The sequence below is a fragment of the Sphingomonas phyllosphaerae FA2 genome (assembly GCF_000427645.1).
GTDB lineage: Bacteria > Pseudomonadota > Alphaproteobacteria > Sphingomonadales > Sphingomonadaceae > Sphingomonas > Sphingomonas phyllosphaerae.
On record NZ_KE386571.1, the window covers coordinates 3538111 to 3552754 of the forward strand.

Here is a 14644-nt window from a genome sequence, read left to right on the forward strand (position 1 = left end):
AGGATCGGGCCGGAGTTTAGGTGAATTTGCGCGGGCGACCGCGGGCGGTCAGGCGAGTTCTTTCAGCGGGCGGGTCGCGTCGGCGAGGTCGGCGGGGTCGATGAAGGCACCGTTCGCCACCAGGGCGCGGCCCTGAACATAGTCCTTGACCGCGTTGACCGCGTCGACCGCGATCACCCGGCCGTCACGCAGGTAGACGATCGAGAAGGAGCGCGTCCCGGGATCGCCGCGCACCACCGCGGTGTCGAAGCCGCTCGACACGCCGACGGTCTGGAGCTTCAGGTCGTACTGATTCGACCAGAACCACGGCACCGCGTCGTAGCTGGCCGGGCGGCCTACGATTGTACGCGCGGCTACGACCGCCTGATCGTTGGCATTCTGCACCGATTCCAGTCGGATCGTCGCGCCGCCGGCGAACGCATTGGCATGGGCGGCGCAATCGCCGATCGCAAAGACGTGGGGCAGCGTCGTGCGGCATTGCGCATCGACCAGCACGCCGTTGCCGGTCGCAGCACCCGCCGCCGCCAGTGGCTCCACCGCGGGGACGATGCCGATGCCGACGATGACGATATCGGCGGGCAGCAGTGTGCCGTCCGCCAGCCGTACGCCGGTGACCGCGCCATCGCCCTCAATGCAGGTCACGCCCGACGACAGGAGCAGCCGGACGCCGCGCGTTTGGTGTTCCTGCTCGAAGAAGCGTGACAATGCCTCGCCCGCGACGCGTGCGAGCACGCGGTCGAGCGTCTCGACGAGCGTCACTGCCTTCCCGAATTTGATGAGCGCCGCCGCTGCCTCCAGCCCGATATAGCCCCCGCCGACCACGACGATCCGTTCCGCCGTGGGCAGTTCGGCGAGCAGCCGGTCGACATCCGCACGGGTGCGGATCGCATGGACGCCGCGCAGGTCGTGCCCGTCGCAGGTCAGCCGGCGTGGCTCGCCGCCGGTCGCCCAGATCAATTCGCCATATCCGACGATGCGGCCCTTCTCGGTCGCGACCGTCTTCGCTTCCGCATCGACGGTCACGACCCGCTCGCCGAGCAGGAAGTCGACCGCGCGCTCGGCCCAGAAGGCGGCGGGCCGGATCAGCAGCCGCTCGAAGTTCTTGTCGCCGCTGAGATATTCCTTGGACAGTGGCGGACGTTCGTAGGGAAGCTCGGGTTCGGCAGCGATAATCGCGATCGTGCCGGCGAACTTCTCCTGCCGCAATGCCACTGCTGCCTGCGCACCGGCATGGCCGCCGCCGACGATCACGACATCGAATATGCAGGTCGGTTGGGAGTGGGTCATCCTGCCGACATAGGTGATCAGGCGCGCGATGTGGATCGACAAAGCGCATCTCCGGCACTGACCGCTATTGCGAACCTGTATCAACAATGTATGGCGAGGGTGAGGGAAGGGGCTTTCATGAAGACGTTCACCAGCGGCCTGTTGGTCGCAGGCCTGACCATCGCGTCCGCGGCACAGGCGGCGGCGACCGATGCGTCCGGCACGGCCGAGAGTGGCGCCGATCGCGATATCATCGTCACCGGACGGGCGTCGCCCGCTCCGAAAGCCGCCGACGACAGCTACAAGCCGGCACCGGACGCCTCCACGCTGCGTTCGTCGACGACCCCGCTCGAGACTTCTCAGGCGATCAATATCGTGCCAGCGCAGGTGATCCGCGACCAGCGGCCGCGCTACCTCGACGACGTGCTGACCAACGTCAGTGGCATCACGCAGGGCAATACGCTGGCCGCGACACAGGACACGGTGCTGAAGCGCGGGTTCGGCGGGAATCGCGACGGATCGGTCATGCACAATGGCATGCCGGTGGTGCAGGGCCGCGCGTTCAACGCCGCCACGCAGAGCGTCGAGGTGCTCAAGGGCCCCGCCTCGCTGCTGTACGGCATCATGGATCCGGGCGGGATCATCAACATCGTCGCGCGCAAGCCGCTGCTCGACCCGCATTTGAACGTCGCGCTGACCGGATCGAGCTATGCCAACGCGCGTGCCGGACTGGAGGCGATGGCGGATGTGACCGGGCCGATTGCCGGCGATCTGGCGGGGCGGCTTGTCATTGACCATCAGGACGAGGATTATTGGCGCAATTTCGGGGAGCGCCGCGACACGCTGATCGCGCCGTCGCTCGGCTGGTACGGCGGTGCGACGCAGGCGGTGCTGTGGTACGAATACCGGCGCTTCGACTATCCGTTCGATCGCGGGACCGCACTCGACCCGCGCACGCTCATCCCGCTGGCGATGCCGCGGCGGCAGCGGCTCGACGATCCGAACAACCGCATGTCCGGGTCGAGCCATCTCGTCCAGCTTGCGGTCGATCACCGGCTCGGCGGTGGTTGGGCGGCGCATCTCGCGACCAGCTTCAACAGCGAGGCGTATGACGCGGGGCAGTTGCGCGTCACCGGGGTCAATGTCGCAAGAGGCACGTTGACGCGAAGCAACGACGCAACGATCGGCTCGCTGAGCACCGACGTCTATGCGCAGGCCTATGTCGACGGCGGGTTCGACCTGTTCGGTGCGCGCCACGACGTGATCGTCGGCGGCGAGGGAGAATATCGCCGCTACTATCGGCGCGACCTGATCCGTCAGGCAGTTCGCAACACCTTCAGTTATTTGACGCCCGTCTATGGCCGCGAACCGTTCCCGACGACCGTATCTGCGAGCGACAGCGACCAGACCGACCGTCTCTACAATTACTCGCTGTTCGGACAGGATTCGATCCACCTCGGCGAGCGCTGGATCATAGTCGCAGGCGGACGACTGGTCGGGTTCGACCAGCGCGCCGGGCGGGGGCGGCCATTCACCGCCAACACCGATCTCAACGGCTGGGAGTTCGTGCCGCAGGCCGGGCTCGTGTGGCGTGCGGCGGAAGCGGTATCGCTTTACGCCAGCTATACCCGCTCGCTCAAGCCGACCTCGACGATCGCGCCGCTCGCCGGTGGGGTGACGATTACCTCCGCGTTCGCGCCGGAACGTGGCCGGTCGTTCGAGGTCGGCGCGAAGCTCGACGTGCCGGGTCGCGTGTCGGCGACAGTCGCGCTCTACGACATCGACAAGCGCAACGTGCTGGTATCCCAGTTCAATCCCGCCACGTCGCTGACCGACTATCGCACCGCCGGCCGCGCGATCTCGCGCGGGGTGGAGTTCGACGTCTCGGGCAAGCTGACGCGCGCGCTGAGCGTGATCGGCAGCTATGCCTATACCCACGCGCGGACGACCGACGACCCGGTGTTCGCGGGCAAGGAACTGGCGAACGTCGCACCGCATACCGCGTCGCTGTCGATCGCCTATGACGTCGGGGCGATCGCGGGGGACGACCGGCTGCGGATCGGGGCGGGCGGCCGCTATGTCGCGCGGCGGCCGGGCGATAACGCCAACAGCTTCTGGCTCGACGATTATGTCGTGGCGGACGCGTTCGTGACCTATGATACGGCACTGGCCGGGCGACGGGTGACGTTTCAGTTCAACCTGAAGAACGTCTTCGACAAAACCTATTATCCTTCGGCGGTAAACCCTTACGGTGTGGCGATCGGCGACCCGCGCCGTGCGATCGGCACGATGAGCTTTGCCTTCTGACGGCGGGGCGGCAGCTTAAGACAGGAAGTGGCGCGCCCGGAGGGACTCGAACCCCCGACCAAGGAGGTAGAAGCTCCTTGCTCTATCCAACTGAGCTACGGGCGCCCGCCGATGCGCCTAGCGCGGATTGTCGCGCGAAGGAATGGGGGGCATGATCTGGTCATGGCCGAGGCGACGCACATCACCCCGATCGCGGCGGACCGGGTCGAGCCCGGGCGGCTGCGCTATTACGATCTCGTCATGGCGGCCTTTGTCGCGATCCTGTTGCTTTCCAATGTGCTGGGCGCGGGCAAGGTGGCGCAGGTGCGGTTGCCGGGGATCGGCGACTGGCCGTTCGGCGCGGGCATTTTGTTCTTTCCGATCAGTTACATCATCGGCGACGTGCTGACCGAGGTCTATGGTTATGCGCGGGCGCGGCGTGTGATCTGGGTCGGGTTCGCCGCGACCTTGTTCATGGCGGGCATGGCGTGGGTGGTCGTCGCGCTGCCGCCGGCGCCCGACTGGCGCAACCAGGCGGCGTATGAGGTTGTATTCGGGCAGGTTCCGCGGATCGTGTTCGCGAGCATGTGCGCGTTCTGGGCCGGCGAGTTCGTCAATTCCTATGTGCTCGCACGCATGAAGGTGCTGACTGAGGGACGGCACCTGTGGATGCGGACGATCGGATCGACGATCGCGGGGCAAGGTATTGATAGCCTGATCTTTTATCCGCTGGCCTTCTGGGGTGCGGAGGGGTGGACGCCGCATCTGGTGGTGGTGGTGCTGTTCACGCAATGGGCGCTGAAGGTCGGGTGGGAGGTGTTGCTGACGCCGCTGACCTACTGGGTGGTGGGCGCGTTGAAGAGGGCCGAGGGGCTGGATGTGTATGATCGGGGAACCGATTTTACGCCCTTCCGTGCGCGCGTGTGAGCGGCCGGGAACAATGATCAGCGGGAAATAACCCCCTCATTGGCGCGAAGTACCCCGTCCGGGGCGGGATCGAGCGTCGATAGCAGCACCTCGGGCGCGAACGGGAGCGGTTTTGACGAGTCGGTCAGATTGAGCGCGATCCGCAGCCGCTCGTCGCCGTGCCGGCGCTCGTAAACCAGCACGCCGTCGGGCGCGTCGAGCAGGCGGAAGTCGCCCACCGCCAGCGCCGGATGCGCGCGGCGCAGCGCGAGCAGGCGGCGGTAGAGCGTCAGCATCGAGCGCGGGTCCTGTTCCTGCGCGGCGACGTTGCGCGTCGGCCAATCGGGGTTGAGCGGCAACCACGGCTCGACGGTCGAGAAGCCCGCGAAGGGTGAGGCGTCCCACGGCATCGGCGTGCGCGAACGGTCGCGGCCGATGCCGATGCCGGGCTGGCGAAGCTCCTGCGGATCGCGGATGCGGTCGGCGGGAATGTCGACCTGGCCGATGCCGAGTTCGTCGCCCTGATAGAGCGTCGGCGTGCCGCGCAGCGTGAGGAGCAGCATCGCCGCGACCCGCGCCTGCGCCTCACCGACGCGGGCGGCGATCCGCGGGGCGTCGTGGCTGCCGATCACCCAGTTCGGCCAGCCGTGCGGGGGGAGGCTCGCTTCATAGGCGGCGATCATGTCGCGCAGGGTCGCGGCGTCCCACGCATTTTCGATCAGCTGGAAGTTGAACGGCAGATGCACCTGCGGGCGTTCGGGGGTGCCGTACCAACGCGCGTGGCGGTCATTCGGGAGAAAGATCTCGCCGATCAGCACGCGATCTCCATAGCTGTCGGCGAGCGCGCGCATCTCGGCGGCGATCGCGTGCGCCTCGGGCTGGTCGGTCGAATGCTGCTGGATCAGCCGATCGCGCTCGGTGATGCCGGGACGCCAATAGGGGTTGGGCGGATTGTCGGGAAAGCCCTCCGCCTTCACGATGTGCCACAGCACGTCGATGCGGAACCCGTCGACACCGCGATCGAACCAGAAGCGCATCGCATCGAGCATCGCCGCCTTCAGTTCGGGGTTGCGCCAGTTGAGGTCGGGTTGCTGCCTGAGGAAGGCGTGGAGGTAATATTGGCCGCTGGCGGCGTCATATTCCCATGCCGAGCCGCCGAAATCGCTGATCCAATTGTTCGGCGGACCGCCATCGGAGGCGGGATCGCGCCAGATATACCAGTCCCGCTTCGCGCTGTGCCGGCTGGCGCGGCTCTCGACGAACCACGGATGCTGGTCCGAACTGTGGTTGGGCACGAAATCGAGCAGGACTTTCAGCCCGCGGGCGTGGATCGCGGTGAGCAATCGATCGAAGGCGGCGAGATCGCCGAACAGCGGCTCGATCCCGCAATAATCGGCGACGTCATAGCCGAAGTCGGCCATGGGCGACGGGAAGATCGGCGAGAGCCAGATCGCATCGACGCCCAGCGCGGCGACATGGTCGAGCCGGCGCTCGATCCCGGCGAGATCGCCGACGCCGTCGCCGTCGCTGTCCTGAAACGAGCGCGGATAGATCTGATAGATGGTGCCGCGTTCCCACCACGGGTGATCGGTTCGGTTGCTCATCGCAGGCGGTAACGGCGGGGCGCGGGATGTGATCCCGCTCGGCGGGTGTCATTCCGCCCACCCGTCATTCCCGCGGAGGCGGGAATCCAGAACCTCGGACGTTTCGGTTATCACGAAGACCTGCGCGTCTGGATTCCCGCCTTCGCGGGAATGACGGGTGGGCGGGGAGGGCAGCAACACAACGTCACCATCGGCGCAGGAACAAAGGAACCGCCCGGCTCTTAACGTAGGATAGGGCAGGGGGCAGACGATTTTCGGTTCGGGGCGACAATCCGCATTTACGACGTTCGGCAGTGAGGCCGCGTGGCTCGCCGGGCTGACCGGCTGGATGGTGTTGGGTGCGGTGGTGATCGCGGCAGCGGTCGGCGGGCTGATGTTCGCGGCGCAGCGGAGCCGCGAGGGCGCGCTGACGCATCAGCAGGGCATGCGGCTGGTGCTGTGGGCGGGCGGCGTCGTGCCGACGGTGGTGCTGCTGACCCTGCTGATCGCGACGCTGCCGGCGATGCGGCCGATCGCCGTCAAGCCTGACGATCTGCGCGTCACCGTCACCGGCGAGCAATTCTGGTGGCGGGTCCGCTACCAGCCCGCCGGGCAGGCGGCGATCGACGATTCCAACGAACTGCGCGTGCCGGTCGGGCGTAACGTCGAGCTGCTGCTCGAGGCGGGCGACGTGCTGCACAGTTTCTGGGTGCCGGGGCTGGCGGGCAAGCTCGACATGGTGCCGGGGCGGACGAACAAGCTGGTCGTCCATGCCACGCGCGCGGGGCGATTTCGCGGGCAATGCGCCGAATTCTGCGGGTTGAGCCACGCGCTGATGGCATTCGACGTGGTGGCGATGGAGCCGGCCGCGTTCGATGCGTGGCTGGCGGCGCGTCGAACGCCCGCGCCGGTCGGCGGTGACGGGGCAAGACTGTTCGCCGCGAATGGCTGCGGTGGCTGCCATACGGTCGCGGGCGTATCGGAGGCGGCGATCGGTCCGAACCTGACGCATCTCGGCAGCCGCGCGTCGCTGGGCGCGGGGATGCAGAGGCGGACCCACGCCAATCTCGTGCGCTTCATCAAGCAGGCGCCGACGGTGAAGCCGGGCGCGCGGATGCCCGCCTATCCGCAACTGACGAACGAGGATGCGGCGACGATCGCGCGCTGGCTGGAGCAATCGAAATGAGTCTCCACGCGCAGGACGATCCGGCGCTGCGCGCCGCGCAGGAAGAACGGCTTCGCGCGGTGTGGAAACCGCCGACCGGCTGGTTCTTCCGCTGGACCGATACCAACAACAACCAGGTCGGCGTCTGGTACACGCTGACCGCGTTCGGCTTCATGCTGTTCGCGGGCGTGCTGGCGATGATCATGCGCGCGCAGCTCGCCGTTCCCGAAAACGACCTCGTCAGCCCTGCGACCTTCAACCAGCTGTTCACGCTGCACGGGTCGATGATGATGTTCCTGTTCGCGGTGCCGATGTTCGAGGCGGTTTCGATCATCCTGCTGCCGCAATTGCTGGGCGCGCGCGACCTGCCGTTCCCGCGGCTGTCGGCGTTCGGTTACTGGAGCTTCCTGATCGGCGGCGTGTTCGTCACCGGCTCGATCTTCTTCAACGTGGCCCCCGACGGCGGGTGGTTCATGTATCCGCCGTTCACCACCCGCACCGACCTGTCGGGGCTGGGCGCGGATATCTGGATGCTGGGGCTCAGCTTCATCGAGGTGTCGTCGGTGGCCGCGGCGGTCGAGCTGATCGTCGGCGTGCTGAAGTGCCGCCCGCCGGGGATGCGGCTGAACCTGATGCCGCTCTACGCCTGGTACATCCTGGTCGTGGCGGTGATGATCCTGTTCGCCTTCCCGCCGTTGATCGCGGGCGACGTGCTGTTCGAGATGGAGCGGCTGCTCGGCTGGCCGTTCTTCGATCAGGCGAAGGGGGGCGACCCGATCCTGTGGCAGCACCTGTTCTGGATCTTCGGCCACCCGGAGGTTTATATCGTCTTCCTGCCGTCGATCGCGCTGTTCGCGATGATCGTGCCGACCTTCGCGCGGCGGCATCTGCTCGGCTATCCGTGGATCGTGCTGGCGGCGGTCGGGACGGCGTTCCTGTCGTTCGGCTTGTGGGTCCACCACATGTTCACGACCGGGCTGCCCAAGATCAGCCTCGCGTTCTTCTCGGCCGCGTCCGAGGCGGTGGCGATCCCGACCGGCATCCAGATCTTCGCGTTCATCGCGACCTTGTGGGCGGGGCGCGTGGTGTGGTCGACGCCGCTGCTGTACGTGACCGGCTCGCTCGCGATCTTCGTAATCGGCGGGCTGACCGGCGTGATGGTGGCGATCGCGCCGTTCGACTGGCAGGCGCACGATACCTATTTCATCGTCGCACATCTGCATTACGTGCTGATCGGCGGGACGCTGATCCCGTTGTTCGGCGGGCTTTACTATTATTGGCCGCTGATCACCGGCAAGAAGCTGTCCGACCAGCTGGGGCGCACCGCTTTCTGGTTTCTGTTCGTGGGTGCGAACCTGACCTTCTTCCCGATGCATTTCTCCGGGCTGCTGGGGATGCCGCGGCGGGTGTTCACCTATCCCGCCGAACTGGGGATCGGCGGGCTCAACATGGCCTCGACGATCGGCTCGTGGGTGTTCGCGACAGGCGTGGCGATCGTGTGCGTCGATCTGGCGCTGAGCCCGCGGCGGCGGAAGAGCCCGCGCAATCCGTGGGCGGCGGGGACGCTCGAATGGCTCGCGCATCCCGATGACGAGGATTGGGGCATCCGCTCGGTCCCGCTGATCGAGAGCCGCTATCCGATCTGGGACCAGACGGATTTCGTGAAGAAGGTCGACGAAGGCCGCTTCTTCCTGCCCGATGCGGAGGAAGGGCGGCGCGAGACGATCGTCACGAGCGTGCTTGATGCGCGGCCGGTTCAGGTGGTGCGGCTGGGCGGGCCGAGCATCAAGCCGATGCTGACCGCGATCGCGCTGGGCAGCGTGTTCATCCTGACCACCTATCATTTGTATTGGGCGGCGCTGGTCGGCGCGGTGGCGACGCTGGGGATGGTGCTATGGTGGCTGTGGACCGGCACTGCCGAGATCCCGGAGAAGGACAGCAAGCCGATCGGGCACGGTATCGAACTGCCGCTCTACATTTCCGGCGCTTCGGCGAGCGGGTGGTGGGCGATGTTCATCACGATGATGGCGGATGCGACCGCGTTCTCGGGGCTGGTGTTCGGCTATTTCTTCTTCTGGACGCGCCATGAGGATTTCCCGCCGAGCGGTGTGGGGCTCGACGGACCGGGGGCGTTCTGGCCGATGGTCGCGCTGGCGGTGTCGCTGGCGGGGTGGCTGATGACGATCGCGGCGCGCGAGACGAACCGGCGCGGCATGGTCGGCGCGGCGCGCGCGTTGCTGGCGCTGGGCGCGGTCGCGTCGCTGGCGGCGATCGGCGCGGGGCTGGCGGGGCCGTGGCTGTCGGGGCTGGCGCCGAAGCTGCACGTCTATCCGGCGATCGTCTGGACCCTGGTGATCTGGACCACCGCGCACGCGGGGGTGGGGGCGATCATGCAGCTCTACACACTGGCGCGCAGTCTGGCGGGGAAGATGACGCCCAAATATGACGCCGATGTTCGTAACATCACGGTCTACCAGCATTTCATGGCGCTGACCGCGCTCGTCACCTACGCCACGATCGGCCTGTTTCCGGGGGCGGCATGAAGAACGAAACCCCGCATGGCCCCGAGCGGCGCGGCGTCCGGCATCGGCTGCGCCAATTGCGCGTCACGCTGTGGACGCTGATCGTCCCGCCGAGCGTGTGGGCGGTGCATTTCCTGTTCTGTTACCTCTGGGTGGCGGTGAGTTGCGCCAAGCTGGGGGCGTTTCCCCGGTTCACGGTGGCGTTCGTGATCGGGACATTGGTGGCGGAGGCGATCATCCTTGCCTCCGGGTGGATCGCGTGGGTGCAGACGCGCACGCCCGGCGATCCTGCGCCGCACGATCAGGGGACCGATATCGACCGGCTGCGGTTCCTGGCGGTGTCGACGCTGTTGCTGGCGGGGCTGAGCTTCGTGGCGGTGATCTTCACCGCGGTGCCGGCGCTGATGCTGACGGATTGCCGGTGATCGCGGCGGGGCTCCTGGTGGCGCTGGCGGCGACGGTGCTGGGGTTCGCCGGGTTCGGCATGACCGGGCATATGGCGGCGCATATGGGGGTGGTCGCGGTGGCGGCGCCGGTGCTGGCGTGGGGCATGACGGCACAACTCCCGTCATTCCCGCGAAGGCGGGAATCCAGAACCGCTGACGTTCGCGCCTCTATCGAGACGTCCGCGCGTCTGGATTCCCGCCTTCGCGGGAATGACGGTGGGGGGCAGGGCGACGGTTCAGGTGGGCCGCTGGCGTGGGCGACCGTGGAGTTCGTCGTCGTCTGGGCGTGGCATGCGCCGGTGTTGCGCGGGCTGGCGGATATGCATCCGGCGGTCGCGATCGTCGAGCAGGCGATGTTCCTGGGCGTCGGTGTCGGTCTGTGGCGAGCGGCGATCGCGCATCCGGCGGGCGGGGTCGCGGCGTTGTTGCTGACGTCGATGCACATGACCTTGCTCGGCGCGCTGATCGGGCTCGCGCCGCGACCGCTGTACGCGATGATGGCGATGCATCCTGCGCCGGGGCTGGACGCGCTGGCGGATCAGCAACTGGGCGGCGTCGTCATGCTCGTCGTGGGCGGGGCGGCTTATTGTCTGGGTGGGCTGGCGCTGCTCGGCACGATGTTGAGGGAGCGCGCGGCGGCATGACGATCCGGCTGACATGGAAGCGCGTGGTCGCCGGGTTGCTGGGGATCGTGCTGGCGGGGCTGCTGTTCGCCTGGTCGGGGGTGTTCAACATCGCCGCGTCGTCGGGCCATTGGGCGGTGACCGAGTGGTTCCTGCACTGGACGATGCGCAATTCGGTAAAGACGCACAGCTTCTTCGACTCGCCCAAGGACCCGATCGCGACCGACGGTGGGCTGGTCAGCGCGGCGGGGCATTTCGCCGCCGCCTGCGCCAGCTGTCACGGCGCGCCGGGCCAGCGGCCGTCGCCGGTGATGCAGAAGGCGATGCCGCCCGCGCCCGATCTGGCGGTGAATGCGCGGCAATGGAGCGACGGGCAGCTGTTCTACATCCTGCGCCACGGCGTCAAATATTCGGGGATGCCCACGTGGGGCGCGGACAAGCGCGACGACGAGATCCGCCGGATGGTGGCGTTCGTCCGTCGTCTGCCGGAGATGACCCCGGCGCAGTATCGCGCGCTGAGCGGGCAGGCGCAGGGTGCGGGGACCGCCGACGTCCGCGCGCTGGGCAGCAACGTGCTTTCCGGGTGCGTCGCCTGTCACGGGGCGGACGGGCGCGGGCGGGGGCAGCCGGATATTCCGATCCTAGGCGGGCAACACCCGCGCTATCTGGAGGCGGCGCTGGCGGCCTATGCCGACGGACGCCGCGCGAGCGCGGTGATGGCGAATGCCGCGGCGATCCTGACTGCCGACGAGCGGCGCGAACTGGCGGCGCATTTCGCGGCGCTGCCGGGCCTGCGCGCCGATGCCGTGCCGCGCGGCGACGCGCGGGCGCGGGTGATCGTCGAGCGCGGATTGCCCGAGCGCCAGCTGCCGGCCTGCGCGAGCTGCCACGGCGCGGGCAAGCCGCAGCCGTTGCTGGTCGGGCAGCGCGCCACCTATATCGCGGCGCGGCTGCGCTACTGGAAAGGCGACGGCAAGGAGATCGACGCGCGGCTGCCGCAGAACGTGATGCCGGTAATTGCGCGGCGCATCCCCGAGGAGCTGATCGACCCGCTGGCGCGCTATCTGGCGGGCGAGGCGCGCTGATCGTCATTTCGGGTCGCTAACCCCGCCGCTTTGGTCCAGAACCGGCGGCGCAGACGGCAACCGGCAGGGAGGCGGCGGTGAAGGCCGAGATACACGACGAGACCGACCTCCTCGAAACGCTGGCGCGCAAGAATGCGGTGCTGCAGGCGATCAACCGGATCTTCCACGAGGCGCTGGGCGCGACCAGCGACGAGGCGCTCGGCCGGCTGTGCCTCGCGGTCGCGGAGGACCTGACCGGCGCATCGTTCAGTTTCATGGCGGAGCTGACCCCCGCGCGCGACCGGCTGCACGATCTGGCGATCAGCGACCGCGCCTGGACGGTGTTCCGCCGCGCGTGGCCCGAGGGGGCCGAGCAGCACGTGCCCACGCACCTCGACCTGCACGGCCTGTACGGGCGCGTCATCCTGGACGACGCCAGCCTGATCGCCAACGACCCTGCCGCGCACCCGGACGCGATCGGCACGCCGCACGGGCACCCGCCGCTTCGGTCGTTCCTGGGCGTGCCGCTGCGGCGACGGGGGCGGTTGATCGGGGTGATGGGGCTGGGCAATCGCGTCGGCGGCTTCCGCGAGATCGACCGCGAGGCCGCCGAGGAACTGGCGCCGGCGATCGTCCAGGCGCTGGGCGGCAAGCGCGCCGAGCTGGCGCTGCGCGAAAGCGAGGACATGCGCCGCGTGAGCATGGAGCTGGTCCCCGCGATGCTGTGGCGGACCGACCAGAGCGGCAACAACAAGATGAGCGAAAGCCAATGGGCCGACCTGACCGGGCAGGACGAGCGCGAGGCCGCCGATTGGGGGTGGCTGGAGGCAGTGCACCCCGAAGACCGCGTCGCGACCGAAGCGACGTTCCGGCGCTCCTTCGCACGCGACGAGCCGCTGGAGCATCAGGTACGGTTGCGCGATCGCCACGGCGCGTATCGCTGGTTCCTGATGCGCCAGGTGCCGCGTCGCGACGAGGCGTCGTCGGCGACCCACTGGTTCGGCGCGGCCACCGACGTCCACGACATGCACCTGCTGGAAGAACGACAGCGGCGGCTGGTCGCCGAGTTGCAGCACCGCGTGCGCAACATCCTGACCGTGGTGCGGTCGGTCTTCTCGCGGACGGTGGAGGCGGGCGGGGCGCTGGAGGATGTGGCGGACCATTTCCGCGGGCGGCTGGACGCGCTGGCGCGGACGCAGGCGATCGTCACGCAGACCGCGAGCGGGAACGTCGACCTGCAGAATTTGATCCGCGACGAATTGCTGAGCGTCGGCGTCGCGGATGGCGAGGCGGTGACGATCGCCGGGCCGGACGTGCCGCTGCCGCCGCGTGCCGCGGAGGCGATCGGGCTTGCAATCCACGAACTGGCGATCAACTCGGTCAAATACGGTGCGCTGAAGTGTCCCGGCGCGCTGCTTCACATCGCATGGTCGACCGATGGCGACCGGGATGGTAAACGGAGGGTGCGGCTGACCTGGACGGAGAAGGGGGTGCCTGCCCTTGCAATTTCCCCTTGCCGTCAAGGTTTTGGGACGGAATTGATTTGTGAGGCGTTGCCTTATCAATATGGTGCGGAAACCCGGCTGACGTTCGTGGGCGGCGGAGTCCGGTGCGAGATCGCGCTGCCGTTGCAAGAGGAAGGACGACCATTCTGACCGACGCCATCACCCTGAACGGCCGACGCCTGCTGATCGTCGAGGACGAATATTTCATCGCCTCCGACCTGAAGCGGGCGCTTGAAGCGCAGGGCATGGTCGTCGTCGGGCCGGTCGGCCGCGTCGCCGATGCGCTGACGCTGATCGAGCGTGAGCCGATCGACGTCGCGACGCTGGACGTGAATCTTGGTACCGCGATGTGCTATCCGATCGCGGAGCAGTTGCAGGCACGCGGCGTGCCGTTCCTGTTCCTCACCGGCTATGACGGCTGGACGCTTCCCGAGTGGCTGCGCGACGTGCCGCTGCTCATCAAACCCTTCGACAGCGCGGCGGTGATCGCCGCGGTGCGCGCGCTGTGTGGACTGGAGAGAGTAACATGATCCGTGGACAGCTGCGCAGCGAGGCGCCCGGCATGGCGGTGACCCGCCTGATGGCGCTGGCGCCGCTCGACGGCGCGGCGATGGCGGCGCTGGAACTGGCGATGGAGGAGGCGCGTGCGGTGCGGGTGCGGCGCGACATCATCACCGAGGGACGCGAGATCGTACAGCCGCAACTGCTGCTGTCCGGCTGGGCGGCACGGGTGCGGCTGCTGCCCGACGGTCGGCGGCAGTTCCTCAGCTTCCTGTTGCCCGGTGACCTGATCGGCGCGTGCGATCATCCGCATGCGCTGGCAGTGTCGACGGTGGTCGCCATGTCCGACGCGCTGGTCTGTCCGCTGCCGCAGGCCGAGGCCGGGTCGCCGCTCCACACCGCCTATGCGATCAGCCGCGCGATGGACGAGGGGCATCTGCTGGCGCAGATCACGCGGCTGGGGCGGCTGAACGCGCAGGAGCGGATCAGCGACCTGTTGCTGGAATTGCACGAGCGCCTGACGCTGAGCGGCAGCGCCACCGGCAATGGCTTCGACCTGCCGCTGACGCAGGAGACGCTGGCCGATGCGCTGGGGCTGACCTCGGTGCACGTCAACCGCATGTTGCAGCAGGCGCGGCGCGAGGGCGACCTGCAATGGCGCGTCGGGCATGTGAAGTTGACCGATCCGGCCGGGCTGGCGCGCAAGATCGGGCATGTGCCGGTGCGCGTCGTCGCGAGGTGACGGATATCGTGCGGCGCTGACCGGTTTGGTGGAGT

Annotated in this window: 12 protein-coding genes and 1 tRNA gene; 10 read left to right on the forward strand and 3 right to left on the reverse strand. The window is 67.9% G+C overall.

All coding sequences use genetic code 11. The annotated features are described in order from the left end of the window. Positions 1–48: 48 nt before the first annotated feature. Positions 49–1287 carry an NAD(P)/FAD-dependent oxidoreductase gene (locus SPHPH_RS0117095; RefSeq protein ID WP_028967791.1) on the reverse strand — a complete coding sequence of 413 codons (1239 nt, stop codon included), beginning with the start codon at positions 1285–1287 and terminating at the stop codon, positions 49–51. A gap of 117 nt (positions 1288–1404) precedes the next feature. Here SPHPH_RS0117095 and SPHPH_RS0117100 point away from each other — a divergent pair, with 117 nt between their 5' ends. Next, positions 1405–3573 (forward strand): TonB-dependent siderophore receptor, encoded by a 2169-nt coding sequence (locus SPHPH_RS0117100; protein ID WP_081668677.1) that lies wholly within the window; start codon positions 1405–1407, stop codon positions 3571–3573. A gap of 28 nt (positions 3574–3601) precedes the next feature. Here SPHPH_RS0117100 and SPHPH_RS0117105 read toward each other — a convergent pair. Continuing rightward, positions 3602–3678, reverse strand: a tRNA-Arg gene (locus tag SPHPH_RS0117105). Positions 3679–3735: 57 nt separating this feature from the next. Here SPHPH_RS0117105 and SPHPH_RS0117110 point away from each other — a divergent pair. After that, a complete protein-coding gene (locus SPHPH_RS0117110) occupies positions 3736–4479 on the forward strand; it encodes a queuosine precursor transporter (RefSeq protein WP_051273096.1) in 744 nt (247 codons plus the stop codon). Positions 4480–4496: 17 nt separating this feature from the next. Here the strand turns inward: SPHPH_RS0117110 and SPHPH_RS0117115 are convergent, their stop codons facing one another. Continuing rightward, complete coding sequence (locus tag SPHPH_RS0117115) at positions 4497–6062, reverse strand: alpha-amylase family glycosyl hydrolase (RefSeq protein ID WP_028967794.1); 1566 nt, start codon at positions 6060–6062, stop codon at positions 4497–4499. Between the two features lie 250 nt (positions 6063–6312). On the opposite strand from SPHPH_RS0117115, the gene coxB reads away from it, so the two are divergent. The 8 genes from coxB (at position 6313) to SPHPH_RS20110 (ending at position 14609) form a co-directional block, all read left to right on the forward strand. Further along, positions 6313–7227, forward strand: coding sequence for a cytochrome c oxidase subunit II (coxB, locus tag SPHPH_RS0117120; protein ID WP_028967795.1), 915 nt, complete (start codon positions 6313–6315; stop codon positions 7225–7227). Then, positions 7224–9749 (forward strand): cytochrome c oxidase subunit I, encoded by a 2526-nt coding sequence (ctaD, locus tag SPHPH_RS0117125; protein WP_028967796.1) that lies wholly within the window; start codon positions 7224–7226, stop codon positions 9747–9749. Before coxB ends, ctaD begins: the two co-directional genes overlap by 4 nt. After that, on the forward strand, positions 9746–10153 hold the full coding sequence (locus SPHPH_RS0117130) for a hypothetical protein (protein WP_051273098.1): 408 nt from the start codon (positions 9746–9748) through the stop codon (positions 10151–10153). Before ctaD ends, SPHPH_RS0117130 begins: the two co-directional genes overlap by 4 nt. Beyond that, the gene (locus SPHPH_RS0117135) at positions 10150–10818 is read left to right on the forward strand and encodes a cytochrome c oxidase assembly protein (RefSeq protein WP_028967798.1); all 669 of its coding nucleotides are present in this window, start codon (positions 10150–10152) and stop codon (positions 10816–10818) included. The genes SPHPH_RS0117130 and SPHPH_RS0117135 overlap by 4 nt, the downstream gene beginning before the upstream one ends. Further along, positions 10815–11882 carry a c-type cytochrome gene (locus SPHPH_RS0117140; RefSeq protein WP_028967799.1) on the forward strand — a complete coding sequence of 356 codons (1068 nt, stop codon included), beginning with the start codon at positions 10815–10817 and terminating at the stop codon, positions 11880–11882. Before SPHPH_RS0117135 ends, SPHPH_RS0117140 begins: the two co-directional genes overlap by 4 nt. A gap of 77 nt (positions 11883–11959) precedes the next feature. Continuing rightward, positions 11960–13516, forward strand: a complete 1557-nt coding sequence (locus SPHPH_RS20105; RefSeq protein WP_028967800.1) for a sensor histidine kinase — start codon at positions 11960–11962, stop codon at positions 13514–13516. Then, positions 13471–13896: a response regulator gene (locus tag SPHPH_RS0117150; RefSeq protein ID WP_238303173.1), complete on the forward strand. Its 426-nt coding sequence runs from the start codon at positions 13471–13473 to the stop codon at positions 13894–13896. Before SPHPH_RS20105 ends, SPHPH_RS0117150 begins: the two co-directional genes overlap by 46 nt. After that, positions 13893–14609, forward strand: coding sequence for a Crp/Fnr family transcriptional regulator (locus SPHPH_RS20110; protein ID WP_037488787.1), 717 nt, complete (start codon positions 13893–13895; stop codon positions 14607–14609). The genes SPHPH_RS0117150 and SPHPH_RS20110 overlap by 4 nt, the downstream gene beginning before the upstream one ends. Positions 14610–14644 lie beyond the last annotated feature (35 nt).